This is a genomic window from Dysosmobacter welbionis, assembly GCF_005121165.3.
GTDB lineage: Bacteria > Bacillota > Clostridia > Oscillospirales > Oscillospiraceae > Oscillibacter > Oscillibacter welbionis.
This window is the reverse complement of the sequence record NZ_CP034413.3, coordinates 2,477,974-2,502,557: the sequence shown is the minus strand read 5'-3', so window position 1 is coordinate 2,502,557 and position 24,584 is coordinate 2,477,974. Positions and strand designations below refer to the sequence as shown.

Annotated in this window: 25 protein-coding genes and 1 pseudogene; 12 read left to right on the top strand and 14 right to left on the bottom strand. The window is 63.4% G+C overall.

The window, feature by feature from the left end:
* Positions 1-323: 323 nt before the first annotated feature.
* Both EIO64_RS13160 and EIO64_RS13155 read right to left on the bottom strand, forming a co-directional pair.
* A complete protein-coding gene (locus EIO64_RS13160) occupies positions 324-746 on the bottom strand; it encodes a signal peptidase II (RefSeq protein WP_021749047.1) in 423 nt (140 codons plus the stop codon).
* Complete coding sequence (locus tag EIO64_RS13155; RefSeq protein ID WP_119310558.1) at positions 743-3,418, bottom strand: translation factor GTPase family protein; 2,676 nt, start codon at positions 3,416-3,418, stop codon at positions 743-745. The genes EIO64_RS13160 and EIO64_RS13155 overlap by 4 nt, the downstream gene beginning before the upstream one ends.
* Before the next feature lie 165 nt (positions 3,419-3,583).
* Between EIO64_RS13155 and EIO64_RS13150 the strand changes: the two genes are divergently transcribed.
* From EIO64_RS13150 to EIO64_RS13110, 9 genes are all read left to right on the top strand, one after another.
* A complete protein-coding gene (locus tag EIO64_RS13150; RefSeq protein ID WP_021749045.1) occupies positions 3,584-5,002 on the top strand; it encodes a vWA domain-containing protein in 1,419 nt (472 codons plus the stop codon).
* 3 nt (positions 5,003-5,005) lie between these two features.
* A complete protein-coding gene (locus EIO64_RS13145; RefSeq protein ID WP_158629791.1) occupies positions 5,006-5,161 on the top strand; it encodes a hypothetical protein in 156 nt (51 codons plus the stop codon).
* Positions 5,140-5,931: a hypothetical protein gene (locus EIO64_RS13140; RefSeq protein WP_136891469.1), complete on the top strand. Its 792-nt coding sequence runs from the start codon at positions 5,140-5,142 to the stop codon at positions 5,929-5,931. Before EIO64_RS13145 ends, EIO64_RS13140 begins: the two co-directional genes overlap by 22 nt.
* 37 nt (positions 5,932-5,968) lie before the next feature.
* Positions 5,969-7,477, top strand: coding sequence for an ATP-binding protein (locus tag EIO64_RS13135; RefSeq protein ID WP_119311872.1), 1,509 nt, complete (start codon positions 5,969-5,971; stop codon positions 7,475-7,477).
* A gap of 23 nt (positions 7,478-7,500) precedes the next feature.
* Positions 7,501-8,175, top strand: coding sequence for a response regulator transcription factor (locus EIO64_RS13130; RefSeq protein WP_119310556.1), 675 nt, complete (start codon positions 7,501-7,503; stop codon positions 8,173-8,175).
* A 4-nt stretch (positions 8,176-8,179) separates the two neighbouring features.
* Entirely contained in the window at positions 8,180-9,163 is a 984-nt protein-coding gene (locus EIO64_RS13125; RefSeq protein WP_021749041.1) for a sensor histidine kinase, read from the top strand.
* Positions 9,164-9,276: 113 nt separating this feature from the next.
* Positions 9,277-10,044: an ABC transporter ATP-binding protein gene (locus EIO64_RS13120; RefSeq protein ID WP_021749040.1), complete on the top strand. Its 768-nt coding sequence runs from the start codon at positions 9,277-9,279 to the stop codon at positions 10,042-10,044.
* A complete protein-coding gene (locus EIO64_RS13115) occupies positions 10,037-10,216 on the top strand; it encodes a hypothetical protein (RefSeq protein WP_136891468.1) in 180 nt (59 codons plus the stop codon). The genes EIO64_RS13120 and EIO64_RS13115 overlap by 8 nt, the downstream gene beginning before the upstream one ends.
* Positions 10,216-12,012, top strand: a complete 1,797-nt coding sequence (locus EIO64_RS13110; RefSeq protein ID WP_136891467.1) for an ABC transporter permease — start codon at positions 10,216-10,218, stop codon at positions 12,010-12,012. The genes EIO64_RS13115 and EIO64_RS13110 overlap by 1 nt, the downstream gene beginning before the upstream one ends.
* Before the next feature lie 101 nt (positions 12,013-12,113).
* Here EIO64_RS13110 and EIO64_RS13105 read toward each other — a convergent pair whose 3' ends face one another.
* The 4 genes from EIO64_RS13105 to EIO64_RS13090 all read right to left on the bottom strand — a co-directional run bounded on the left by EIO64_RS13105 (position 12,114) and on the right by EIO64_RS13090 (position 14,915).
* Positions 12,114-12,881, bottom strand: a complete 768-nt coding sequence (locus tag EIO64_RS13105) for a hypothetical protein (protein WP_021749038.1) — start codon at positions 12,879-12,881, stop codon at positions 12,114-12,116.
* Positions 12,878-13,732: an ABC transporter ATP-binding protein gene (locus tag EIO64_RS13100; protein ID WP_119310555.1), complete on the bottom strand. Its 855-nt coding sequence runs from the start codon at positions 13,730-13,732 to the stop codon at positions 12,878-12,880. Before EIO64_RS13100 ends, EIO64_RS13105 begins: the two co-directional genes overlap by 4 nt.
* The gene (locus EIO64_RS13095; protein WP_021749036.1) at positions 13,722-14,093 is read right to left on the bottom strand and encodes a GntR family transcriptional regulator; all 372 of its coding nucleotides are present in this window, start codon (positions 14,091-14,093) and stop codon (positions 13,722-13,724) included. The genes EIO64_RS13100 and EIO64_RS13095 overlap by 11 nt, the downstream gene beginning before the upstream one ends.
* A 183-nt stretch (positions 14,094-14,276) precedes the next feature.
* Positions 14,277-14,915 carry a CatA-like O-acetyltransferase gene (locus EIO64_RS13090; protein WP_136891466.1) on the bottom strand — a complete coding sequence of 213 codons (639 nt, stop codon included), beginning with the start codon at positions 14,913-14,915 and terminating at the stop codon, positions 14,277-14,279.
* 467 nt (positions 14,916-15,382) lie between these two features.
* Between EIO64_RS13090 and EIO64_RS13085 the strand changes: the two are divergent.
* The 3 genes and pseudogenes from EIO64_RS13085 (at position 15,383) to EIO64_RS13075 (ending at position 18,570) form a co-directional block, all read left to right on the top strand.
* Positions 15,383-16,668, top strand: a pseudogene (locus tag EIO64_RS13085) (O-acetylhomoserine aminocarboxypropyltransferase/cysteine synthase family protein).
* A gap of 1 nt (position 16,669) precedes the next feature.
* Positions 16,670-17,608 carry a homoserine O-acetyltransferase MetA gene (gene metA / locus EIO64_RS13080; RefSeq protein ID WP_025545037.1) on the top strand — a complete coding sequence of 313 codons (939 nt, stop codon included), beginning with the start codon at positions 16,670-16,672 and terminating at the stop codon, positions 17,606-17,608.
* 143 nt (positions 17,609-17,751) lie between these two features.
* Complete coding sequence (locus tag EIO64_RS13075; protein WP_021749031.1) at positions 17,752-18,570, top strand: MerR family transcriptional regulator; 819 nt, start codon at positions 17,752-17,754, stop codon at positions 18,568-18,570.
* 37 nt (positions 18,571-18,607) lie between these two features.
* On the opposite strand, the gene EIO64_RS13070 is transcribed toward EIO64_RS13075, so the two are convergent.
* The 8 genes from EIO64_RS13070 to EIO64_RS13035 form a co-directional block, all read right to left on the bottom strand.
* On the bottom strand, positions 18,608-18,916 hold the full coding sequence (locus EIO64_RS13070) for a DUF6442 family protein (protein WP_021749030.1): 309 nt from the start codon (positions 18,914-18,916) through the stop codon (positions 18,608-18,610).
* Between the two features lie 122 nt (positions 18,917-19,038).
* Positions 19,039-19,248, bottom strand: coding sequence for a helix-turn-helix transcriptional regulator (locus EIO64_RS13065; protein ID WP_021749029.1), 210 nt, complete (start codon positions 19,246-19,248; stop codon positions 19,039-19,041).
* Positions 19,249-19,253: 5 nt separating this feature from the next.
* On the bottom strand, positions 19,254-19,562 hold the full coding sequence (locus EIO64_RS13060; RefSeq protein ID WP_119310552.1) for a DUF6442 family protein: 309 nt from the start codon (positions 19,560-19,562) through the stop codon (positions 19,254-19,256).
* 13 nt (positions 19,563-19,575) lie between these two features.
* Complete coding sequence (locus tag EIO64_RS13055) at positions 19,576-19,887, bottom strand: DUF6442 family protein (protein WP_119310551.1); 312 nt, start codon at positions 19,885-19,887, stop codon at positions 19,576-19,578.
* 316 nt (positions 19,888-20,203) lie between these two features.
* Positions 20,204-20,977: a uridine phosphorylase gene (udp, locus tag EIO64_RS13050; RefSeq protein ID WP_025545035.1), complete on the bottom strand. Its 774-nt coding sequence runs from the start codon at positions 20,975-20,977 to the stop codon at positions 20,204-20,206.
* Between the two features lie 56 nt (positions 20,978-21,033).
* Positions 21,034-21,540 carry a GNAT family N-acetyltransferase gene (locus tag EIO64_RS13045; RefSeq protein ID WP_021749025.1) on the bottom strand — a complete coding sequence of 169 codons (507 nt, stop codon included), beginning with the start codon at positions 21,538-21,540 and terminating at the stop codon, positions 21,034-21,036.
* 158 nt (positions 21,541-21,698) lie between these two features.
* A complete protein-coding gene (locus EIO64_RS13040) occupies positions 21,699-24,092 on the bottom strand; it encodes an endonuclease MutS2 (protein ID WP_021749024.1) in 2,394 nt (797 codons plus the stop codon).
* The gene (locus tag EIO64_RS13035; RefSeq protein WP_021749023.1) at positions 24,089-24,571 is read right to left on the bottom strand and encodes a hypothetical protein; all 483 of its coding nucleotides are present in this window, start codon (positions 24,569-24,571) and stop codon (positions 24,089-24,091) included. Before EIO64_RS13035 ends, EIO64_RS13040 begins: the two co-directional genes overlap by 4 nt.
* Positions 24,572-24,584: the final 13 nt, after the last annotated feature.

The following is a 24,584-nucleotide window of genomic DNA, read 5'->3' as shown; positions in this document are numbered from 1 at the left end:
GTCTGTAAAATGTCTCACATAAGACGCGGCAGAGTGCGGTCCGTTACGATGTCTCTTTTTGTATTATTCTAATAATACAGTAACACAATTTTGAAATTTGTCAATGACAAATTTTTAAGCCATTCAAAAAAACTGTACTGCCCGTACTAGTACAGTTAGTATATACACAAACACAACTAATTGTCAATTTACAAATCAGTTACAGTTCCGTGTTTTTTTCGTAAATTCAGTATAGATTCCCTTGGTTTACGAAAAAACTGTGAAATTTCTTAAATTTTTATGAAGAGAGCCGCCCTGCGTGGAATCACGCAGGGCGGCTCATATTACTGCCTTCTGCGGCGCAGCACCATCAGCACAGCGCCCAGGAAGATGGCCAGGTCCGCCAGATTGTAGGTGTATTTCTTCAGCGGCCCCGGCGCCTTTGGAAAGCGCAGATAGTCCAGGACCCGTCCATGGCGGATCCGTTCCCACAGGTTGCTGAGTCCGCCGCCTAGCAGCAGTCCGGCCCCCAGGCCCCGGCCGCCGCACACCCCCAGCAGCGCCCACAGCGCCGCCAGGGACAGGGGGGCCATCTGCCGGCCGTTCAGCGGGACAAGGCCGAAGCCGGAGCCCTGGTTGTACCGGGGTTCGATCCGCACCCGGCCGCCGTCCAGCTCCTTTTGGGGCAGCCCCTTGCGCTCCAGGGTTCCGCGGACCTGGCCGCAGAGGGCCAGCACCGCGCCTGCGGTACAGCTCAATCCGATCATGGCTTCTCCTCCTCTGTCTGTCTCTGGGCCCGCTCCAGGGCGGAGCGGACGTTTCCGGTCTTCTGCCTGCGGTTGTTGGCGGCCAGGATGTCCGCGATCTGGCCTTCCACCTGCTCCACCTCCTGCCGGAAGGCGCTGGCGGAAAGCCGCAGGGCCCCGTGGCCCAGAATGATCAGCTGCTCCGGGCCGTCGGAGGTAGCCACCCGCACCCGATGGCGGCGGCCAATCTCGTAAGTGGCCCGCTCGATATAGGCGTCCGCCGTCTCCGCCTCCTTGGTGTAGACCACGTGGATGTCGTGGTACTTCTCCACGCTGCCCTGGCCGCCCTTGACCTTATAGGCGTCAAACACGGCGATGACCTCGCACTTCCGGAAGCCCCGGTAGTTGCTGAGGAGATCGCACAGCTGCTTGCGGGCGGCGTCCAGATTGTCCCGGGCGATGGCCTTCAGCTCATCCCAGGCAAAAATGATGTTGTAGCCGTCCACCAGCAGGTACTCCGGTCCGGAGAACTGCTCCCGGATGGTCCGCTTTTCCTGCTCTGCCTCCGCTGTCGGAGCAGGGCGCCGGGGGTCTTTCGGGGGAATAAAGGCCCGCCGCTTCACGGGGCCGTAGGTCCGCTCGAAGATGGCCTGGAGCTCCTTATCCTGCTCGATGGTCCCAGCGTAGACAGAGGCGCGCCGGGTATCAGACCTCCCCGCCAGCTCCTCTTTCTCCGGTCCCAGGTCCAGGCCGCTGGACACGTGCGCCCGGGCGGGCACTTCATCCCAGGGGACGATGACGCCGGCGCCGTGGCTACAGAACACGGAGTCCGGGGAGTTGTCCAAATCCGCCGTCGGGTCGTAATCGACGGACGCCAGCACAGCGTCCTGGTCCGCGCAGGGCGCATAACCCCGGAGGGAACAGAGCAGCCGCCCCCGGCCCTGGGTGTAGGCGGCCACCTCCCGGGCGTAGTCCCCCAGAGCGGACACCGCCACAGCACCAGTGAGCACAGCCTCCTCCCCCGCTGTCTCCGGCGGAGACAGCTGCGCCCCCATCTGCTGGAGGTCCGTCATGGCCCGGCCTACCTGAGGTGCGGGCAGCTCCAGGCGGAAGTCGTACCAGGGCTCCAGCAGGATGCTCTCCGCCTCCATCAGCCCCTGGCGCACCGCCCGATAGGTGGCCTGGCGGAAGTCGCCGCCCTCCGTGTGCTTCACGTGGGCCCGGCCCGCCGCCAGGGTGATCTTCATATCCGTAATGGGGGAGCCGGTCAGCACCCCCAGGTGCTCCTTCTCCGCCAGATGGGTCAGGACCAGCCTCTGCCAACGGCCCTCCAGCTGGTCCTCCGGGCAGGCCGTCCCGAACTCCAGGCCGCTGCCCCGCTCCCCAGGCTCCAGCAGCAGATGGACCTCTGCATAGTGGCGCAGGGGCTCAAAGTGGCCGATGCCCTCTACTGGGGCGGCGATGGTCTCCCGATAACAGATGGTGCCGGGGCCGAAGGCCACCTCCAGGCCGAACCGCTCCCGGATCATGCGTTGTAAGATCTCCAGCTGGATCTCCCCCATCAGCTGCACGTGGATCTGGCGGGTCTGCTCATTCCAGGCAATGTGGAGCTGGGGATCCTCCTCCTCCAGCTGGCGCAGATTGCCCAGGGCAGTGTGGGGATCCGTCCCCTCCGGCAGCAGCACCTGATAGGTCAGCACCGGCTCCAGCGCCGGGGCAGTCCAGCCGGCCTCAAGCCCCAAGCCCTCTCCCGCCCGGCTGCGGGAGAGACCTGTCACGGCGCACACCGTCCCCGCCGGGGCCTCCTCCACCGTGCGGAACTTGGCGCCGGAGTAGATGCGGATTTGATCCGCCTTCTCCTCCCACACCTGGTCCTCTCCCAGACCGGGGCGGCGGTTGGTCAAAAGGCTCTTCACCCGCAGGGTGCCGCCTGTCACTTTTAAATAGGTGAGGCGGGTGCCCTGGCCGTCCCGGGCGATCTTGTAGATCCGGGCGCCGAAGGTCTCCGGATAGGCGGGAACCGGGGCATACTGTTCCACCCCCTCCAGGAATTCCGAGACCCCCTCCAGCTTCAGCGCAGAGCCGAACCAGCAGGGGAACAGCTTCCGCTTCCCGACCATTCGCCGCAGGTCGCCGTCTGTCAGAACTCCGGTCTCCAGATACCGCTCCAGCACTGATTCATCGCAGACGGCCGCCTCCTCCCGGAACGATTCGTCCCGTTCGCCGCTGAAATCCACACAGCCGCTGCCCAGACGCTGCTTTAAGCCTGCCAGAACTGCGGAGCGGTCTGCCCCCGCCAGGTCCATTTTATTGATAAAGAGGAAGGTGGGGACGTGATACCGCTCCAGCAGCCGCCAGAGGGTGCGGGTGTGGGCCTGGACCCCGTCGGTGCCGCTGATGACCAGAATGGCACAGTCCAGCACCTGAAGCGTCCGCTCCGCCTCAGCGGAGAAGTCCACATGGCCCGGCGTGTCCAACAGGGTAACCTCCGTGTCCTTCAGGGAAAACACCGCCTGTTTGGAGAAGATGGTGATGCCCCGTTCCCGCTCCATGGCGTCCGTGTCCAGAAAGGCGTCCTGGTGGTCCACCCGGCCCAGGCGCCGCAGGGCGCCGCTCTGATACAGCAGCGCCTCCGACAGGGTGGTCTTCCCCGCGTCCACGTGGGCCAATATTCCAACGACCAGCTTTCTCATGTCTCCACTCCATCTTTCGTGTTCATACAGGTTTATCATATCATCTCCCGGCGGCGGGCGCAAGACGCCGTCCGGGGCGTTTTTCTTGCATTGCCGGTATCCCCATGCTAAAATAAAGGGTCAGAACATCGGGCGCCCGGCGCCCTTTCGGGAAGAGTTGTGCTTATGGAAGATCATGTGGAAAAATTCCGCCAGGCGGACGCCCTGGCTCAGAATATCCTGCGCCTGACCCGGAACACCCTGCTGGTGAACCTTCGGTTTCTGGATCTGGCCCTCAGCCAGTTCCAGCTGACCTCCTATCCAGGTACCCTGGCCACGGACGGCCAGCACCTGTTTTACGACACGTACTACGTCCTGTCCATGTACAAGCGGGAGCGGGGCCGGAATGTGCGGGACTACCTGCACATCGTGCTCCACTGTGTGTTCCGGCACCTGTTCACCAGCGCCAACATCGACCGTCGGTGCTGGGACCTGGCTTGCGACATCGCGGTGGAAAGCGCCATTGAGGACCTCCACCTGGAGAGCGCCGCCTGCAACCGGGCCTATGCCCAGGAGGAGACGCTGAAGGAGCTCCGCTCCCAGGTGCGGCTCCTGACGGCGGAGAAGCTCTACCGGTACTTTCTGGACCGGCAGCTCTCCGACGATCAGATGGCCCGGCTGCGGGACCCCTTCCTGGCGGACGACCACCGGGCCTGGTATCTGCCGGTGAAGAGCGGCCAGGGCGCCGGAGGAGGCAGCCAGTCCAACGGCCGGACACCGGAGACCGGCACCCCCGGCAAGCAGAAGTCCGGCCGGGGCGGCCAGGGCAGCCGGGCCCGGACGCCCAAGTCCGGCACGGAACGGCGGGACCGTGACCTGGAGCAGACCTGGCGGGAGATCAGCGAGCGACTCCAGGTGGACCTGGAGACCATATCCCGCCGCCACGGCACCGATGCCGGCAATCTGGTCCAGGAGCTGAAGGCGGTGAACCGGGAGACGTATGACTATGCGGACTTCCTCCGCCGCTATATGAGCCTGGGCGAGGTCACCCAGGTGAATCAGGACGAGTTCGACTATATCTACTACACCTACGGTCTGTCCCTGTACGGCAATATGCCCCTGGTGGAGCCGCTGGAGTACAAGGAGGTCCGGCGGATCAAGGAATTCGTCATCGCCATCGACACCTCCGGCTCCGTCAGCGGCGACCTGGTGCAGCGGTTCGTCACCAAGACCTACAACATCCTGCGCCAGCAGGAAAACTTCTTCACCAAGATCAATCTCCACATCATCCAGTGCGACGCGGAGGTGCAGGAGGACCGGAAGATCACCAGCCAGAAGGACTTCGACAACTATCTGGACACCATGCAGCTCCACGGCTTCGGCGGCACGGACTTCCGCCCGGTGTTTCAGTACGTGGACGAGCTGGTCCGGGCCGGAGAGTTCACCAACCTCAAGGGCATGATCTACTTCACCGACGGCCGCGGCATCTTTCCGGAGAAAAAGCCGGACTACGACGCGGCCTTCGTTTTTCTGGACGACGGGTACGACCCGCCGGACGTGCCGGTGTGGGCCATCAAGCTGGTATTACAGAGCGAGGAGATCTGAACCATGGAAACACAAGTGGAATGCCTGCGGCTGGAGGGCCGCCGGGCCGTGGTGCAGCCGGAGGGGCCGGTGGCCCGGGTCAGTGCCAAGGCCGTGCCCGCCCTGCGGGGCGTGGAGATTCTGGTGATCCCCCGGATGTGGATGCCTTTTACGGCCTGAATCGCTTTGAAAACCTGCGGATCGTGGAATACGGCGGCACGGCGGATGTGTTCGCCTTTCAGGACAGCCTGGACTGGCTGTCGGAGAAGCTGGCCGACGAGGAGGCCTTTCTCTTCCGGCTGGCCACCAACGCCATCGGCGCCCGCCCCATCTCCCCGGCGCTGACCGCTATTGCGGCCCCCCGCATGCGCCCCATTCACGCCATGGTCCACTGGGACTGCCTGATGGCCGCCTTGGACGAGCGGGCCGCCAACGGCACCGTCCGGCAGGACACCTCCCGGGAGAATATCTTCCTGTGCCAGGGCTACGCCCAGTTGAAGCGGCTGGAATACGCCTTCTATCTGGGTTTCTCTTTGGAAGAGGAAGGGTACGCCCCGGAGATCGGCGCCTGCTACCGGCAGGAGGACCGCTTCACCGGAGAGGAGCGGCTGATCTACGCGCTGGCCCTGCTGCGGGGCCACTCCTATCAGGAGTTCTACACCAACGGCGGCACCAACGACTTCCGGCACATGCGGCCCAAGGAACATTATCTGGAGCATCTGCGCCGGAACTTGGCCCTGACGGACAACGACGCCCTGCGCCGCCAGCTGCTGCAGCTGGCAGACCTGGGCTTTCTGGACCAGGACAACTGCCGGGCCGCGGTGGACCTGTTGCTGCGCAGCCGTCTGACAGAGGCCACCGCCTTTCTTCTGGACTACTGCAACCGCCGCTGGCCCCGGGAGACGGCTGGGGCGGACACAGATTTTCTGGACGCGGAATTTGCGCTTTGAATCATACCGATACTGAGGAAAGTCAGGTTGAATGACCATGAACATCAAAGAGGCCAAGGAACAGATCAAAAACGCCATGACGGCATACTTCACCAAGGATGAGTTCGGCAGCTACGCAGTGCCGGTGGAAAAGCAGCGGCCTGTGTTCCTCATGGGCCCTCCGGGCATCGGCAAGACCGCCATCATGGAGCAGATCGCCCAGGAGTTGGACGTGTGCCTGGTGTCCTACTCCATGACCCACCACACCCGGCAGAGCGCCCTGGGTCTGCCCTTCATTGAGAAGAAGGTCTTTAACCGCAAGGAGTACCAGGTCTCCGAGTACACCATGAGCGAGATCATCGCCTCCGTGTACGAGACTATGGAGGCCACCGGCAAAAAGGAGGGCATCCTCTTCCTGGACGAGATCAACTGCGTCAGCGAGACGCTGGCCCCTTCCATGCTGCAATTTCTGCAATATAAAATCTTCGGCCGCCATCGGGTGCCGGAGGGCTGGATCGTGGTCACTGCCGGCAACCCGCCGGAGTACAACCGCTCCGTCCGGGAGTTCGACATCGTTACCTGGGACCGGCTCAAGCGCATCGACGTGGAGCCGGACTTCGATGCCTGGAAGGAGTTTGCCTACCAGAAGCACGTCCATCCGGCGGTGATGACGTACCTGGAGATCCGGAAGGGTGACTTCTACAAGGTGGAGTCCACGGTGAACGGCAAGCGGTTCGTCACCGCCCGGGGCTGGGATGACCTGAGCCAGATGATTCACCTGTACGAGCAGAACCACCTGCCGGTGGATGAGAAGCTCATCATCCAATATCTCCAGAATCCCAAGATCGCCAAGGAGTTCGCGGTTTACTACGACCTGTTCAACAAGTACCGCAGCGACTACCAGGTGGACAAGATCCTCGCCGGCAAGGCCACCAAGGCCATCCGCCAGCGTGCCTCTGCCGCCAAGTTCGACGAGCGGCTGTCCCTGCTGGGTCTGCTGCTGGACGCCGCCACCGGCGAGCTGCGCTCCGTGGTGGAGCGGGAGGAGATGCTGCGGGAGCTGCTTGGCATCCTGAAGGACGTGAAAGCCGCCCTGACCGCGCCGGAGGCGGATCTCGCCGCTCTGCTGGAGGAACAGCTGCGCCGTCAGAAGACCCGCATCGACACCGGCAGGCGGTCTGGCAGTCTCTCCCAGGAGGCGGAGCGCTCTCACCGCCGGATCATCGCCGCTCTGGAGCGGCAGAAAGCCCTGGCTGGACAGACCGTGGACAGTCAGACGGGCTTTGCTGCAGTGAAGGCGGACTTCGACCAGATGGTCCAGGGCCTGAAAGCCCAGGCCAAGACCGCCGGGGAGATGCTGAACAACCTCTTCGCCTTCTGCGAGGAGGTGTTCCCGGAGGGGCAGGAGCTGCTGATCCTGGTGACGGAGCTGACCATCAACTACTACGCCGCCACCTTCATCAGCCGCTACGGCTGCGACGCGTATTTCACCCACAACCAGGAGCTGCTGTTCTACGAGCGCCAGCAGGAGATCATCTCCCAGCTGGAGTCCCTGGAGCTGAACTGACCGCGGGGGGAGAGGAGGGGCTCATGTACCGCATTTTCATCGTGGAGGACGACGCGGCCATCGCCGGGGTCATCCGCCGCCATCTGGAGGGCTGGGGCTACACCGTCCGCTGCGCGGAGCGGTTCGACGACGTCTTGTCGGAGTTCGCCGCCTTCGACCCCCATCTGGTGCTGCTGGACGTCTCCCTCCCCTTCTTCAACGGCTACCACTGGTGTCAGGAGATCCGCCGGGTCTCCAAGGCGCCCATCTTATTTCTCACCTCCGCCTCGGACAATGTGAACGTGGTGATGGCCATGCAGCTGGGCGGGGATGACCTGCTGGCAAAGCCCTTTGATTTACAGGTGCTCTCCGCCAAGGTCCAGGCCCTGCTGCGGCGGGCCTACGACTTCGGCCCGTCTTCCCACCTGCTCTCCTGCGGCGCCGCGGTGCTGAACGTGTCTGATGGGACGCTGGATGCCCACGGGCAGCGGGTGGAGCTGACGAGGAACGAGTGCCGGATTCTGCAGCTCCTGCTGGAGCACAAGGGGGAGATCGTCAGCCGGGACGCATTGATGACCCGGCTGTGGGAGTCCGACAGCTTTGTGGATGAGAACACCCTGACGGTGAACATCGCCCGGCTGCGGCGGAAGCTGGAGGCGGCGGGCCTCCCGGATTTCATCCGCACCCGGAAGGGCGCCGGATATCTGGTGGAGGGGTGACGGAATGCTGACAGCCTATCTCAAGCGCCAGTGGAAGCTGCTGTTGCTGCTGGCCGGGGCGGTGGCGGTGTTCGCCGCCGTGTTCGCCCTGTACAGCCTGCCGGTGGAGGCGGTTGCCTATGCAGGCCTTCTCTGCCTAATGCTGGGGCTGGTCCTGTTTGCCCTGGGGTACTCCGCCTTTCTCCGGCGGCACCGGGAGCTGGAAGGGCTTTTACGAAAGGTCCATGAGTCGGTGCTGCCCCTGCCGCCGCCCCGGGGCGTACTGGAGGCGGACTATCAGGCCCTGCTGAGGGCGGTCTGCGCCGACCGGGTGCGTCTGGCGGCGGAGAACCGGGACCGGCTGGAGGACATGACGGATTACTACACCCTCTGGGCCCACCAGATTAAAACCCCCATCGCCGCGGCCCGGCTGCTCTTGCAGGAGGATCCCGGCGCTGTGGGCACGGAGGTGGAAGTGGAGCTCCTGAAGATCGAGCAGTATGTGGACATGGTGCTGGGCTACCTGCGGCTGGACAGCGAGAGCACGGACTATGTCCTCCGGGACACGGACCTGGACGGCCTGCTGCGGCAGGCGGTGCGGAAGTTCGCCCGGATGTTCATTCTGAAAAAGATCACCCTGGACTTTCGGGAGACCGGGCGGACGGTGCTGACGGACGGGAAGTGGCTCTCCTTCGTGGTGGAGCAGGTACTGTCCAACGCCCTGAAATACACCCCCGCCGGGGGCCGCATCCGGATCTACGGGGACGGAGAGACGCTGGTCATCGCCGACAGCGGCATCGGTATCCGGCCGGAGGACCTGCCCCGGGTGTTCGAGAAGGGCTTCACCGGCTACAACGGCCGGGAGGACAAGAAATCCACCGGCATCGGGCTGTACCTGTGCCGCCGGGTGATGGACCGGCTGAACCACGGGATCTCTATCGTCTCCCGCCCCGGGCAGGGGACGCTGGTGCGGCTGGACCTCTCCCGGGGCCGACGGGTGGTGGAGTGACCCAATGTGACGAAACTGTAAGGAATCGGGCCGGACTGTAAGCCAAATCCATGGCAGACAGTCCGGCCCTTTGGCTACAATAGAGGCATGATCCGATACGAGGAGGAATCTTGATGCCATTGTTGGAAGTACAGCATGTACAGAAAATCTACACCACCCGCTTCGGCGGCACGCAGGTCCAGGCCCTGTCCAACGTCAGCTTCTCCGTGGAGGAGGGGGAGTACGTGGCCATCATGGGTGAGTCCGGCTCCGGCAAGACCACCCTGCTGAACATCCTGGCGGCCCTGGACCGCCCCACCGCCGGGGAGGTTTTACTGGAGGGCAGGCCCCTCTCTGCCATCCGGGAGCGGGATCTGGCGGCCTTCCGCCGGTCCCACCTGGGGTTCGTGTTCCAGGACTTCAACCTGTTGGACACCTTCTCCCTTCAGGACAACATCTATCTGCCCCTGGTGCTGGCGGGCACAGACTACCGGGAGATGCAGCAAAAGCTCCGCCCCATCGCAGATCAGCTGGGCATCTCGGACATCTTGGCGAAATACCCCTATGAGGTCTCCGGCGGCCAGAAGCAGCGGGCTGCTGTGGCCCGGGCCCTCATCACGGACCCCCAGTTGATTCTGGCAGACGAACCCACCGGCGCTCTGGACTCCCGGTCCTCCGACGCCCTGCTGGAGCTGTTCGGAGAACTGAACGGCACCGGGCAGACCATTTTGATGGTCACCCACTCGGTAAAGGCGGCCAGCCACGCTGGACGGGTGTTGTTCCTCCGGGACGGACAGGTGTACCACCAGCTCTACCGGGGCGGCGAGAGCCAGGAGGCCCAGTTCCGCCGGATCTCCGACACCCTGACGGTCCTGGCGGGAGGCGGTGAGCCCCATGCGTAAGTCCGGATTCTTTCCCCGCTTGGCCCTGGTGAATCTGATGCGCAACGGCCGGTTCTATGGGCCGTATCTGCTCTCCTGCGGCATGACGGCCGCCATGTACTACATTCTCTCCTACCTGACCTTCAGCGACATTGTGGCCTCCGTCCGGGGGCCGGATATCTCCAAAGCCTGATGTACCTGGGCCGGCTGGTGGTGACGCTGTTCTCCGCGGTTCTGCTGCTGTACGCCAACAGCTTTGTGATGAAGCGCCGCCGGCGGGAGCTGGGGCTGTACAACATCCTGGGTCTGGAGAAGCGCCACACCGCCCGCCTGATGGTGTGGGAGACGCTCTACTGCGCCGCCGCGGCCATTGTGGGCGGGCTCGCGGCAGGGGTGCTGTTGAGCAAGCTGGTGCTGCTGCTCCTATTGCAGCTGTCCCACCTGCCGGTGGAGTATGGCTTTGAGATCAGCCTCTCCGGCATGGCCGATACCGCCGCTCTCTTCGGCTTCCTCTTCCTGCTGACGCTGGTGTGGAACCTGTTCGGGCTGCTCCGGTCCCGTCCTGTGGAACTGCTCCACAGCGCCAGTGCCGGGGAGCGGGAGCCCCGGACCCGCCGCCTGCTGGTGGTGCTGGGGGCCGTCACTCTGGGGGCTGGCTATGCCACCGCTCTGACGGTAGAGGACCCCTTTACCGCCCTGGCCTATTTCTTCCTGGCGGTGGCGCTGGTGATGGTCGGCACCTACTGCCTGTTCACCGCCGGGTCCATCGCCCTGCTGAAGCACCTGCGGAACAGCCCCCGGTACTACTACCAGCCCAAGCACTTCACCGCCGTGGCGGGGCTGCTGTACCGGATGAAGCAGAACGCCGTGGGCCTGGCCAACATCTGCATCCTCTCCACCATGGTGCTGGTGACGGTATCCACCACCGTCAGCCTGTACGCCGGGCTGGAGGGAGCTTTGGAGCGGATGTATCCCTATGATGTGGACGTGGTCCAGTCCCTGGACGAAGTGCCGCCGGAACAGGAGACAACACTGAACGAGGACACCCTGGAACGGGTCCAGGCCGCAGCAGCAGACGCGGGCCGGAAGGTGGAACTGCTCCAGTGGTCCACTCCGGGGGACACCGTCGGCTATTACACAGGAAACACCTTCACCCTTGTGGCGCAGGAGGGCGTCAGCACCGAAATCCGGTTGCTCACCGCCGATGACTACGGCCGCCTCACCGGCCATACCGTGGACCTGGAGCCGGAAGAGGTGCTGGTCCAGGCAGAGAATCTGGACCTGCCGGATACCTTCTATATCGAAGACCTCCCTTTTCACATCGCTGGGACCATCATGGACTTTCCCCGATACAACAGCTCCATCCTGATCTCCGGCCAGACGGCGCAGCTTTTCCTGGTGGTGGCGGATGAGACCGTAGTCTCCGCCATCAGCGACCGGGATGCCAGCAGAGTCCACCGGGAATTTCGTGTCCAGGTGGACCTGGACGGCACGGAAGAGGAAAAGCTGGCCTTTGTGGACCCCCTGCTGGCGGCGGACGCCAATGACGTGTACTCCGTCATCAGCCATCAGGACAACGCTGTGGACCTGTACACCATGTACGGCGGCTTCCTGTTCCTGGGCGTGTTTCTGGGGCTGCTGTTCCTGCTGTCCACGGTGCTCATCATCTACTACAAGCAGATTTCCGAGGGATATGAGGACCAGCGCCGCTATCAGATCATGCAGCAGGTGGGCATGAGTCCCCGGGAGGTCCGCTCCTCCATCCGCAGTCAGGTGCTGCTGGTGTTCTTCCTGCCCCTGGTGACGGCGGGCATCCATGTGGCGGCAGCCTTCCCCATGCTGTGCAAACTGCTGGAGCTGTTCAACCTCTTTGACGTCCGTCTGTTCGCCCTCTGCGCCGCCGGGACGCTGCTGGTGTTCTGCGCCATCTACGCCTTGGTCTACGGCCTTACCACCCGCACGTACAGCCGCATCGTGGGCGGACAATAGGACACATGGAGCGCCCCCGGAGATATCAGATATAAGATAAAGGATAAGAGATGCCCTTGTTTGGGAAGATCTCTTATCCTTTATCTTTTCACTTTTATCTGTTACTTTGCAGGCCGGATCATGGCCCGGCGCAGCAGCAGCCAGCTGAGGGCGAAGAACGCCGCCCCCATGGCCAGCAGCACCGCCGCCGCGTTCCAGGGGGATGCGGCCAGGAACTGTCCGAAAGCCGCCAGGGCCTCCACCGCCGCCCGCCCGGCGGAGGTGGTGCCCAGCCAGCTAATCAGCGGCACACTGCCGAAGATCAGCACCAGCGGCACGGTCACGGAAATCAGGATGGTCCAGAACTTGTTCAGCCGCCAGTACAGGGCGGAGCAGAACTGCCCCAGGGCCGCCAGCATCCAGCCCACCGCGGCGGAGAAGATCGCGCCCCGCACCAGGCCACCGATCCCGGCACCGGCGGAGGGTCCTTCATAGATCACCTGGTACAGATCTGTAATCAGCAGCCGGCCCTGGCCGCCCAAGACTGTTTGATAGGCGCCCATAATCACCGTGACACCCGCTGCCACCAGCACCGCCGCCACCGCCAGGGCGGCCACGTCCGCCAGGAAGGCGGACCGACGGGACACGCCGTTCTGGTTCAGCACCCGCTGATTCTCCCGCAGGCCCACCATGCCCAACACAAGGCCGAACATCCCCACGGCAATGGAATAGCCGTTGAAGCTGCCCTCCATAGCCGTCTCTCCGGCCAGGAAATAGGTGATTGCCAGCATCGCCGCCGGGATCAGCGCCATGACCAGCCACAGGATCGCCACTGCCCGGAAATAATTCCGGACCTCATACCGGAAGGCCCGGCCGAATCGCGTGTTCATCTCTGATCCTCCTCTTCCATCAGGCTGATAAAATACTCCTGGAGCCCCACGCGCCGCCGCTCCAGCCCGGCGGGCAGGTCCTCTGTCCCCCCGCCCCGGATGCAGACGGTCTTGAGTCCGCCCAGCACAGAGGATGTAAACACGTCCCGCCCGGCGGCCCAGCTGTCCACCACCCCGGCAGGGCCGGACACCGCCCAGCAGGCGGCGGTCAGCTCTTCCGTGGGCGCGTCCTGCAGGATGCGTCCCTTCCGGATGATGACCGTGTGCTCGATGAGGTCCGCCACCTCCGCGATCAGGTGGGTGGAGACCACCATGGTGCAGGGGTGCTCCGCGTATTTCTGCACCAGCAGCTTGTAGAACAGGTCCCGGTGCTGGGCGTCCAGACCCAGAACAGGCTCGTCAAACAGCACATAGGGGGTGTTGACGCTGAGACCCAAAATCAGACGGAAGATGGACCCGTAGCCGGTGGAGAGGCCGTTGATCTTCTTGTTCAACGGCAGTTCGAACTGCTTTGCCAGGCTCTCCGCATAGCTCCGGTCGAAGTCCGGGTAAAACACGGCCGCCGTGTCCAGGGCCCGCTTCACCTTCATGTCGTCGGGATACAGGTTCTTCTCCCCCACCAGGAACAGCTTGCCCAGCGCCGCGTCGCTGTCGGCGGGTGCGCCGTCCACGGCGACGGTGCCGCTATCTGGGCACAGCCGCCCGGTGAGGATGTTCAGCAGCGTGGACTTGCCAGCGCCGTTGTTGCCCAGCAGCCCGTAGATCTTCCCCTCCTCAAAGGTCAAAGACACATCCTCCAGGGCGCGGGTGTCCGCAAACCGCTTGGAGATGTGCTGAAACTCAATGGCCATCTTCTTTCATTCCCCTTTCCAGAAGTTCCAGCAACTCCTGATCCGTCAGGCCCAGATTCCGGGCCTCCCGCACCATCCGCTGGACGTAGTCCTGATAAAACCGCTCCCGCCGGCTCTGGCGGAGCTTCTCCCGGGCGCCGGAGGCCACAAACATCCCCACGCCCCGTTTCTTGTACAGCAGCCCCGCGTCCACCAGCAGGTTGATCCCCTTCAGGGCGGTGGCGGGATTGATCCGGTACTGCACCGAATACTCCGTGATGGACGGCACCTGGCTCTCCTCTGGGTAGGCCCCGGAGAGGATCGCCTCCTCCAGCTGCTCCGCGATCTGCTGGAAGATGGGCCGGTCTTCCGTCAACGTCAAGGCGGTTCCCCCTTTCCTGCCGGTTTGTTATCTGGTTAATTAGTCTAGTAACTAACCGTGTGGCTAATATAGCATGAGCCACATCTCTTGTCAAGGGGGGAGCGCGGAATTTTTTGCCCCGCCCTGCTTTCCGATAAAAACGCCCGCGGGGACAGGCATCCCCGCGGGCGGTCTCTTTCTCCTTCAATCCGGAAACAGTTTGGCGGCGGTTTCCTCCAGCTCTTTGAAAAAACCGCTGATGTGGCCGCCGTCGTTGACGGCGTGGGCAAACTCTCCGCCTACCGGCAGCACCGTCCGGTCCCCTGCCGGGTGGACCTTCCCCAGCAGGACGAATGGCGTGAAGTCCGGCTTGAGGTCCCCGCCGAAGCTGAAGGCGGAGAAGGCCAGCCCCGGCATGGCGGAGATACCGCAGACATTTGGGGGCAGGGTCTCGTCGCAGAGCAGGCGGCCGCAGGTCTCCGCCCGGGCGTAGTCCGCCTGAAAGTCCTGGCGGAACACATCATAGTCCGGCATAAAGCGGGTGACCTTCATGGCGAATAGGTCCGGGGCGTCCCGCCGGGGCACGGTGTAATAGGGGTGCAGCACATCCCAGATCCCGATCCGCCCTGCCTCGTCCCGGCCGTAGCGGAAATGCACATGCCGGTTCAGCACGGCGGCCGCGCACCAGATCAGGGCCGGATACAGCTTTTCGCCCCGGGCCTTCGTGTGCCGATACAGCGGTGTGATATCCACCTCCGCCGTCAGATAGATGGCGGTCTGGCGGAAAACCTCCAGATACTCCCGGCGCTCCCAGGTCTGCTCGTCGATGGGCGTAAAGGCCATGGCGCTCCTCCCTCTCCGGCGTCCTCCGCCGGCCGTTTGGGCCATCGTACCACAGGCCGGGCCAAAAGTCCACTGCCGCCGCGGTCCATGCGAGGCGAAAATCCGCAGTTGACAAACTTGCCGCGGCGTGGCTATAATATGTTCCAAAGCAATGATGGAGAGGGACGGAGACCGGCGCCCTCAGAGAGCCGGCGGGCGGTGGAAGCCGGCGGCAAGGGTCTCCAGGTCCTATGGCTCCTGAGCCGAGGGTTCGAGGGCGGCGCGCCGCCGGTAGGGCCTCTCCGAGGACTGCCGCGTCAGGGCAGAGGGGTTGCTGGACCCCAAAAGGGGCGTCGGGCCGTGAGGACGGCGCAATTTGAGTGGTACCGCGGAAGCCTGACGGCTTTCGTCTCAAAGTTTTTCTTTGGGACGAAAGCCGTTTTTTCGTCTCCAAAGTCATCTTCATCCAGTCGAAAGGAGCACACACCATGAGCGATTACCGCATCGAAACGAAATGTGTCCAGGGGGGCTACACCCCCGGCAACGGAGAGCCCCGGCAGATCCCCATCGTCCAGTCCACCACGTTCAAATACGCCACCAGCGAGGACATGGGTAAGCTCTTTGACCTGGAGGCCAACGGCTACTTCTACACCCGCCTCCAGAACCCCACCAACGACTATGTGGCCGCCAAGATCTGCGAGCTGGAGGGCGGCACCGCCGCTATGCTCACCTCTTCCGGCCAAGCGGCCAACTTCTTCGCGTTGTTCAACATCTGCTCCTGCGGGGACCACATCGTCTCCTCGTCCTCCATCTACGGCGGTACCTTCAATCTGATCTCCGTCACCATGGCGAAAATGGGTATCGAGGTCACCTTCGTCTCCCCGGACTGCACCGACGAGGAGCTGGAAGCCGCCTTCCGGCCCAACACCAAGGCGGTGTTCGGCGAGACCATCGCCAACCCGGCCCTGACGGTGCTGGACATCGAGAAGTTCGCCAAGGCCGCCCACACCCACGGCGTGCCGCTGATCGTGGACAACACCTTCGCCACTCCGGTGAACTGCCGGCCCTTTGAATGGGGCGCCGACATCGTCACCCACTCCACCACCAAGTACATGGACGGCCACGGCGCGGCGGTAGGCGGCGCCATCGTGGACTCCGGCAAGTTCGACTGGATGGCCCATGCGGACAAGTTCCCCGGCCTCTGCACCCCGGACGACAGCTACCACGGCATCACCTACGCGGAGAAGTTCGGCAGGGAGGGCGCCTTCATCACCAAGTGCACCGCCCAGCTGATGCGGGACTTCGGCGCCATCCAGTCCCCCAGAACGCCTTCTATCTGAACCTGGGGCTGGAGAGCCTCCATGTGCGCATGGCCCGCCACTGTGAGAACGGCCAGGCGGTGGCGGAGTTCCTGGCGGCACATCCCAAGGTGGCCTCCGTCAGCTACTGCGGCCTGCCAGGGGACAAGTACCATGCCTTGGCAGAGAAGTACCTGCCCCACGGCTCCTGCGGTGTGGTGTCCTTTGAGCTGAAGGGCGGCCGGGAGGCAGCGGGCACCTTTATGAAGCATCTGAAGCTGGCCGCCATCGAGACCCATGTGGCGGACGCCCGGACCTGCTGTCTGAACCCCGCCAGCTCCACCCACCGGCAGATGACTGACGAGCAGCTTGCCGCCGCCGGCATTCCCGCGGGCCTGGTGCGGATGAGCTGCGGCCTGGAGAGCAAGCAGGATCTGATCGGCGACATCGCCCAGGCGCTGGACCAGGTGAAGTGAGATGCCCATCAAAATCCCCAACCAGCTGCCCGCCACCTCCGTTCTGACGTCGGAGAACATCTTTGTCATGACGGAGACCCGGGCCATCACCCAGGATATCCGCCCCCTGCAGATCCTGCTGCTGAACCTGATGCCCACCAAGATCGAGACCGAGACCCAGCTGGCCCGGGTGTTGGGCAACACCCCCATCCAGATCGAGCTGGAGTTGATCGCCCCCAGCGGCCACGTGTCCAAGAACACCTCCCAGGCCCACATGCTGGCCTTCTACAAATCCTTTGACGAGGTGCGGGACCGGACCTTTGACGGCCTGGTCATCACCGGCGCGCCGGTGGAGAACCTTCCCTTTGAGGAGGTGGACTACTGGCCGGAGCTGTGCGAGATCATGGAGTGGTCCAAGACGCACGTCCACTCCACCCTTCACATCTGCTGGGGCGCTCAGGCGGGGCTGTACTACCACTACGGCATCCCCAAGCGGCAGCTGCCGGAGAAACTCTTCGGCGTGTTCCGCCACACGGTGGAGGATCCCAACTTCATCCTCTTCCGGGGCTTTGACGACGAGTTCTGGGTGCCCCACTCCCGGCACACCACAGTGCTGCGGGAGGACATCGAGGCAATCCCGGAGCTGAAGATACTTGCCTCCTCCCCGGAGGCCGGGGTCTACGCCGTCAAGACCGACCAGGGCCGGCAGATCTTCCTCATGGGCCACGCGGAGTATGACCGGGACACCCTGCGGAATGAGTACATACGGGACCTGACCGCCGGAGCGGACATCCGGGTCCCCAAGAACTACTTCCCCGGCGATGACCCCAGCCGCAAGCCTGCGGTGACCTGGCGCTCCTGCGCCCACCTGCTGTACTCCAACTGGCTGAATTACTTCGTCTACCAAACCTCCCCCTACAATATCCGGGATATTGAACGGGGCATCCGCACCGACGACTGAGCCCACCGCCGTTCCGGCCGCTTCTGCGGCCGGAACGTTTTTTCTCTCATCGCGACTTTGAAAAAATTCTCTTGACTCTCACACAGTGGCAGGGCATACCATAGCAGTGAGCTCAAGAAAACGCATATATGCGGAGGGATCCTATGTTCAAAATCGGAGAATTTTCAAAGCTGTCCAGAATCAGCATCCGGATGCTGCGCCACTACGACGAGATCGGCCTGCTGGTGCCGGAGGAGACCGATCCCTGGACCGGCTACCGCCGGTACGCGGCGGCCCAGCTGATGACCGCCAACCGGATCACCGCCCTGCGGGGCCTGGGGTTCTCCCTGGCAGAGACGGCCGCGCTGCTGGCCTGCTGGGAGGACCGGACCGCCATGGAGACGCGCCTGCTGGCCCAGCGGGCAGCGGTGGAGGCCTCCATTCAGGAGGCATTGGACCGGCTGCGGCTTCTGGACACAACCATCGAACGGCTGAGAAAGGATGAAAAACAGATGAACTACGATGTCACCATCAAGACCCTGCCGGAGCGGCAGGTAGCCAGCGTCCGCCAGATCCTTCCCTGCTACGACCGGGAGGGAGACCTGTGGCACATCTTTGTGAGGGAGACCGCCCTTCTCCACATCCAGGACGGCGACCCGGCCCTGTGCATCAGCGTCTACCACGACGGGGAGTACAAAGAGGCAGATGTGGATGTGGAGATCCAAAAGACGGTGAAGGGCACATACCCTGACACCGAGCACGTCAAATTCAAAACCATCCCGCCGGTGACAGTGGCCTCCGCCACCTTCCAGGGCCCCTACCGCCAGATCGGCGAGGTGAATCAGGCGGTGGCATCCTGGGTAGAGGACAACGGCTATGCCTTTGACGGACTGTTCTTCAACATCTACCACGTCAGTCCCCACGAGACCCGGAACCCAGAAGAATTTGTCACCGAGGTCTGCTACCCGGTGCGGAAGCGGTAAGCAAGCAGGCGGCGCTTTCCAGCGCCGCCTGTCTTTTTTACAGCGTGTGCCACAGATACCATCCCAGGCATCCCAGGCACAGAGCGCCGGTAAAAATGCCCATGCCCAGAGCGGACCGGTCCCGGTCAGTCCGGTACCGGGCAAAGGCCCCCACGGAGCAAAACACGAACAGCATCGCCGCCACGTCTCCAAATACCTGTCCGGTAAACGCCTGGTAGATCATCAACAGCAGCGCCAGGACACACATGGCGTAAAAGCCCGCGTCGTCTCCCCGGCGGTTGACCTCCTCCCGGCCCTCGTCCACGCCCTCTTGGCGGTATCTTTGCAGAATTTTCTCCTTCTCCACAGAGATCTCTCCTCTCTCCGGAACGACCGGCCGTCAGTTAGGGATGCGGAAGGATTGTGCTCCGCCGCAGGCAGGATGATTTGCCCCGGTCAGCGCCGCTGGACACCCAAACTCCTAATTTCTCACTCAAAATAGAACAGTTCCTCGAACTTCTTGTCCAAGGCGATGCAGAGAATCAGCGCCAGCTTGGCGGTGGGATTGAACTGCCCCGTCTCAATGGAGCTGATGGTGTTGCGGGACACGCCCACCAGCTCCGCCAGCTGGGTCTGGGACAGCCCCTTCTCCGCCCGGGCCACCTTCAGCCGGTTTTTCAGGATCAGCTGATCGTCCATGGCGCTCACCCCAGCAGGAACATGGCCAGGTTGCCCGCGAACACCAGGCCGCAGGCCGCCGCCAGCAACGCCAAGCCCCGCCGCCGGGTCCTCCAATACAAATGCAGCTCTACGCCCGCCAGATACAGAAACACGATGGCCGTGTAGTCATAGGCATCCTGCCCGTTCACCAGCCGTATAATGGCGAGAATGACACACAGCAGTACCATCAGGATCCCGCCGATACCAAAGGACAGCCCCAGTACCTGCTGCTCCCGCTCGTCCATTCCAATCGCCCCCGCCTGAGCCTTTTTCAAAATCTCATCCCGGTCCATGCGCTACCTCCTCTCAGGCCATTTGAAAGAATTTTACCAGATTCCAGATCAAAAACGCAAGAGAGATCAGCAGCGTCACGATGTCGGAGGTATTCCGCCGCCGGGCCAGCCGGTAGACCCGGTTGGCCACGCAGGCCGTCCAGAACATGGTCAGCACATCCTCATGCGGCAGCCCATGGACCCGCTTCCAGGTCAGCAGAATCAGGCCCATCAAAAACACGAAGAGCAGGCTGAAGGACTCCCCCTCCATGCGGATGGTCCGCTCCCGTTCGTCACCCTTCTGGTTCTCCCGCCGGCTCTTCTCCAGAATTTCCTGTTTTTCCATAGCGTTCTCCCTTTTCTTTCTTTGCCAAGCCATAGGGCCTGCCTCTCATCCCAGTACGCCCCGTACATAAACGGCCAGATTCAACAACGCGGCTCCCGCCAGCAGCAGACTCAGGATCAGAACCAGTCGCCAGCCGCCCGGCTGTGCCGCAGGATCTCCTCCCGATCCATGCCGAACCATTTTGCATAGTTTACTTTTTATTTTACCAAGTTTTCTTTACAAGCAGAGCATACCATATACCAAGTAAACTTGTCAATGGGGAATCAAAAAAGATGCCCGGAAATTTCCGGGCATCTTTTTTCAAAAACGCAGCCAATTACCGGCCCGCCTTGCGGTCCGCCTCAATCAGCAGCTTCAGGGCCTCCACAGACACCTTCACGGAGGAGGATGTGTCCTCACTCATCTTCTGGTCCAGGCCGGCGGCCTCCCGTTCCTGGTTCCACACCACATGGAAGCAGGAGCCGCACCGGCAGCCCAGAGCCGCCGCCACCACGAACAGGGCGGCGGACTCCATCTCACTGGCCTTGACGCCCAGCCGCTTCCAGGATTCCCACTTCTGCTGCAGCTCGTAGTACACGGGCGAGGCAGCGGGGTCGTGCTGGCCGTAAAAGCTGTCCTTGCACTGGACGATGCCGGTGTGCAGGGGGAAGCCCAGCTTCTTGGTGGCCTCCACCAGGGCGTTTGTCACCTGGAAGTCCGCCACCGCCGGGAACTCAATGGGGGCGTACTCCCGGCTGGTGTGCTCATACCGGATGGCGCCGGTGGCTACCACCACGTCGCCGGACTGGACGTTCAGATCGATACCGCCGCAGGTGCCGGTGCGGATGAACGTGTCGGCACCGCATTTGTGGAGCTCCTCCATAGCGATGGAAGCGGAGGGACCGCCGATGCCGGTGGAGCAGGCGGTGACCTTCTCCCCCAGCAGGGTGCCGGTCCAGACGTTGAACTCCCGGTTATACGCGATCTGCTTGGCGTCGTCAAACAGGGCGGCGATGGCCGGGACCCGGCCCGGGTCACCGGGCAGGATGCAGTAGCGGCCGATATCCCCCTGAGCACAGGCAATGTGGAACTGCTTTGCAAGCTCTTGCATAAAATCACCTCATTGTGCAATTTCCAGAATGTGTGTTTTAGTGTGACTCCAGTATATCAAATCTCATCGGTTTCCGCAACCGGAGATTCCGGTTCTGCCAGCCTCTGCAATGCCGGTCCGGTAAGGCGGTAAACGGTCCAGTCCTCCATGGTCTCCGCCCCCAGGGACTTGTAGAAGCCGATGCTGGGGGTGTTCCAGTCCAGGCACCACCACTCCAGGCGGCCGCAGTCCCGCTCCGCGGCGATGGCCGCCAGCCGCCGGAAGAAAGCCTTGCCATATCCCTTTCCCCGGTGCTCCGGCCGGACATACAGGTCCTCCAGATACAGGCCCGCCCGACCCAGGAAGGTGGAGAAGTTTTGAAAAAACAGGGCGAAGCCCACCTCTGTCCCGTCCTCCAGGGCAAAGAGGACCTCGGCTCGGCGCTTTTCAAACAGCTGGTCCCGGAGGGTGGCCTCATCGGCCACCACCTGGTCCAGCAGGTGCTCGTAGTCGGCCAGCTCCCGGATGAATTGCAGGATCAGGAGCGTGTCGGTCTCCTGTGCAAATCGAAAGGTCAGTGCCATGTCAACCCCCTCATTTCAGTGTTGCCGGGCTCGCCGCCCCCATGGGGAGCACCCCACAGGAATCCCGCATTTAATTGGGGCGGTCAGGCAGAGCCCTCACACTCCAAGGTCCCGCCGCGCAGGACGCCTGATGCCGCACCGCGGCGACAGGCTCCGGCTCACTTCAGCGTCACCACGGTGACGCCGCTCTCTCCCTCGCCGTAGACGCCCAGGCGGAAGCTCTTCACAGCCTTATTCCGGCGGAGGATGTCGTGGACGGCCTTCCGCAAGGCCCCGGTGCCCTTGCCGTGGATGATGGTTACGGTCTCCAGTTTGCCCATGACGGCGGCGGAAATGAAGTTTTCCACCACGCTCTCCGCCTCCAGTGTCTCCATCCCTCGGATGTCCAGTTCCCGGGCGGCAGAAGCCCGCAGGGCGCGGTCGGCGTTCTGGCGAATGGTGACAGAGGGCGTCTTCTTCCTGGCGGCCCGCTCGTCATCCTCGATAAGACGCACTTCGTCTACCTTGGCTTTCATCTTCAAAATACCGGCTTTCAGCTGCAAGGTGCCGTCCTTGCCCACGGACACTACCTCCGCCGGCGTTTTGACACCGGGGATCTCCACCAGATCCCCCGCCCGGATGGGGCGGCTGGGCTTGGGGATGGGCTCCTGCCGGGCGTCGCGGCGGGACACGGCCTCCTCCGCCTCGTTCAGCGTGCGGCGGAGGGCCGCACGGGCCTCATTTTCGTTCAGCATCCGTTCGGCCTTGGCCTGGGCCTTCCGCATCTCGCTGAGCTCCTGGAACACCTGGTCCGCCGCCGTCCGGGCGTCCCGGAGGATGCGCTTGGCCTCCGCCTCGCCCCGGCTCCGGGCGTTGTCCTTGGCCCGCTCCATCTGCTCCCGGAACTCCCGGGCGCGCCTGGCGTCCTCTTCCCGCTGGCGCAGCAGGCGGTCCGCCTCCTGCTCCCGCTTCTCCAGGGCCTGGCGCTTCTCCTCCAGCTGGGTCAGGATGTCCTCGAACCGGACGCTCTCGCCGCTCATCTGCCCCTGGGCGGCGGCAATGACGTCCTCCGGCAGCCCCAGCCGCCGGGAGATGGCAAAGGCGTTGGATTTGCCGGGAATGCCGATCAGCAGCCGGTAGGTGGGCGCCAGCGTCTCCACGTCGAACTCGCAGGAGGCGTTCTCCACCCCTGCCGTAGTCATGGCGAAGGTCTTCAGCTCCGCATAGTGGGTGGTGGCGGCCACCTTGGCCCCCAGCCGCCGCACGTGCTGGATGACGGCGATGGCCAGGGCCGCGCCCTCCACCGGGTCCGTGCCGGCCCCCAGCTCGTCAAACAGCACCAGGCTGTGCCGATCCGCCTCTTTTAAAATCTCCACGATGTTCACCATGTGGGCAGAGAAGGTAGACAGGCTCTGCTCGATGCTCTGCTCGTCGCCGATGTCCGCCAGCACCCGCTCATAGACGGACACGGCGCTCCGGTCCGCCGCCGGGATGTGGAGGCCGCACTGGGTCATCAGCGTCAGCAGGCCCAGGGTCTTGAGGGTCACGGTCTTGCCGCCGGTGTTGGGACCGGTGATGACCAAGGTGTCAAAGGTGTCCCCCAGCTCGATGTCGATGGGCACCGCCGTCTTGGGGTCCAGCAGGGGGTGGCGGGCCTTGCGCAGATGGATAGCGCCGTCCCGGCGGACCTCCGGCCGCACGGCGTTCATCTTGTAGCTCAGCTGGCCCCGGGCGAAGATCAGGTCCAGGTGGACCAGGGTGTCGTAGTCCCACTGGATGTCCTCCCGGTGGGCGGCAGCCTCGGCGGAGAACTCCGCCAGGATGCGGTCGATCTCCTTCTGCTCCTTGGCCTGCAGCTCAATATACTCGTTGTTAGCCTGGACCACCCCCATAGGCTCCACGAACAGCGTGGCTCCGGTGGAGGAGATGTCGTGGACCAGTCCCGGCAGGTCGCCCTTGTGCTCCGCCTTCACCGGCACCACGAAGCGGCCGTCCCGCTGGGTGATGATGGTCTCCTGCAAAATTTTCCCATAGCTGGGGGAGGAGATGATCTTTTGAAGGATCTGGCGGCTCTTGGCCTGGGCCGCCCGCATGTGGCGGCGGATGTCCGCCAGCTCCGTGCTGGCGGCGTCGGCGATGGTGTCCTCGTCCGGGATGGCCCGCTTGATCTTCTCCTCCAGAAAGCGGTTGCCGTGGAGGGAGAGGAACAGGTGGTCGATGGCGGTTTTCTCCGCCGCCTCGTCGTTGAAGTACTCCTTGGCCCGGCGGGCGGCGGTCAGCAGATCCGCGATGGTCAGCAGCTCCCGAGTGTTCAGGGCGCCGCCCCGGTCCGCCCGGTCCAGGGCCTCCGCCACCGGCTTCACGCCGGAAAACGACGGACTGCCCCGCAGGCCGATGAGATTTCGGGCCGCGTCCGTCTGGTCCAGCAGGCGCAGCACCTCCTCCGGCTCCGTCTCCGGCCGGAGGCGCAGGGCCCGCTGCTTGGCCTCGGCGCTGACAGCCTGCTCGCTCAGCAGCTCCAGCACCCGGGGCAGCTCCAGGGTGCGGATGGATTTGTCAAATAGGTCACTCATGGTTCGGTTCTCCTGTCAAGGGTTTTCACTTCATCGTCCCTGTCGTCAGCTGCTTCATCTGCCGGTTCCTCCAGCACCCAGGGCAGGGTCATGGAAAGCCAGCACTGGAAGCAGGGCTCCGGGAAGTTCCGGAGGAACGGTCCCATATCTGTGGCGAACCCGGCGGTGACGCCGGGGGCAACGGGCAGCTCTCCCTCCCCCGCTTCCAGCAGGCGGCCTGCAATGTGCCACATGGGCATATACCACCGCCCGCCCTGGCGGGGACCATACTCGCCAATATCTCCGGGCCTGCGGAGGTTAAGCCCCAGGGGTTCCAGAAACGCTGCTGCTTCTGGCGGCAGGACCCCAACTGCGGCAGCATAGTTTCGGCAGTAGGCGCAGCCGCAGCCCCCGGTAGCGTTACCGTAACGGCCATACCAGGCCCGGGTGGCCTCCACGTCCACCTCCAGCCGGTAGGAGCCGAGGACAAATTCTGTCATATTCCGCTCCGTT

Coding starts and splice junctions, on each gene's coding strand:
- EIO64_RS13110 (WP_136891467.1), top strand. CDS start 10,216: ATGTACCTGGGCCGGCTGGTGGTGACGCTGTTCTCCGCGGTTCTGCTG.
- EIO64_RS13040 (WP_021749024.1), bottom strand. CDS start 24,092: ATGAGTGACCTATTTGACAAATCCATCCGCACCCTGGAGCTGCCCCGG.
- EIO64_RS13155 (WP_119310558.1), bottom strand. CDS start 3,418: ATGAGAAAGCTGGTCGTTGGAATATTGGCCCACGTGGACGCGGGGAAG.
- EIO64_RS13135 (WP_119311872.1), top strand. CDS start 5,969: ATGAACATCAAAGAGGCCAAGGAACAGATCAAAAACGCCATGACGGCA.
- EIO64_RS13100 (WP_119310555.1), bottom strand. CDS start 13,732: ATGGCCATTGAGTTTCAGCACATCTCCAAGCGGTTTGCGGACACCCGC.
- EIO64_RS13115 (WP_136891468.1), top strand. CDS start 10,037: ATGCGTAAGTCCGGATTCTTTCCCCGCTTGGCCCTGGTGAATCTGATG.
- EIO64_RS13150 (WP_021749045.1), top strand. CDS start 3,584: ATGGAAGATCATGTGGAAAAATTCCGCCAGGCGGACGCCCTGGCTCAG.
- EIO64_RS13045 (WP_021749025.1), bottom strand. CDS start 21,540: ATGGCACTGACCTTTCGATTTGCACAGGAGACCGACACGCTCCTGATC.
- EIO64_RS13145 (WP_158629791.1), top strand. CDS start 5,006: ATGGAAACACAAGTGGAATGCCTGCGGCTGGAGGGCCGCCGGGCCGTG.
- udp (WP_025545035.1), bottom strand. CDS start 20,977: ATGCAAGAGCTTGCAAAGCAGTTCCACATTGCCTGTGCTCAGGGGGAT.
- EIO64_RS13090 (WP_136891466.1), bottom strand. CDS start 14,915: ATGGCCTTTACGCCCATCGACGAGCAGACCTGGGAGCGCCGGGAGTAT.
- EIO64_RS13055 (WP_119310551.1), bottom strand. CDS start 19,887: ATGGAAAAACAGGAAATTCTGGAGAAGAGCCGGCGGGAGAACCAGAAG.
- EIO64_RS13035 (WP_021749023.1), bottom strand. CDS start 24,571: ATGACAGAATTTGTCCTCGGCTCCTACCGGCTGGAGGTGGACGTGGAG.
- EIO64_RS13125 (WP_021749041.1), top strand. CDS start 8,180: ATGCTGACAGCCTATCTCAAGCGCCAGTGGAAGCTGCTGTTGCTGCTG.
- EIO64_RS13120 (WP_021749040.1), top strand. CDS start 9,277: ATGCCATTGTTGGAAGTACAGCATGTACAGAAAATCTACACCACCCGC.
- metA (WP_025545037.1), top strand. CDS start 16,670: ATGCCCATCAAAATCCCCAACCAGCTGCCCGCCACCTCCGTTCTGACG.
- EIO64_RS13105 (WP_021749038.1), bottom strand. CDS start 12,881: ATGAACACGCGATTCGGCCGGGCCTTCCGGTATGAGGTCCGGAATTAT.
- EIO64_RS13160 (WP_021749047.1), bottom strand. CDS start 746: ATGATCGGATTGAGCTGTACCGCAGGCGCGGTGCTGGCCCTCTGCGGC.
- EIO64_RS13075 (WP_021749031.1), top strand. CDS start 17,752: ATGTTCAAAATCGGAGAATTTTCAAAGCTGTCCAGAATCAGCATCCGG.
- EIO64_RS13130 (WP_119310556.1), top strand. CDS start 7,501: ATGTACCGCATTTTCATCGTGGAGGACGACGCGGCCATCGCCGGGGTC.
- EIO64_RS13060 (WP_119310552.1), bottom strand. CDS start 19,562: ATGGACCGGGATGAGATTTTGAAAAAGGCTCAGGCGGGGGCGATTGGA.
- EIO64_RS13065 (WP_021749029.1), bottom strand. CDS start 19,248: ATGGACGATCAGCTGATCCTGAAAAACCGGCTGAAGGTGGCCCGGGCG.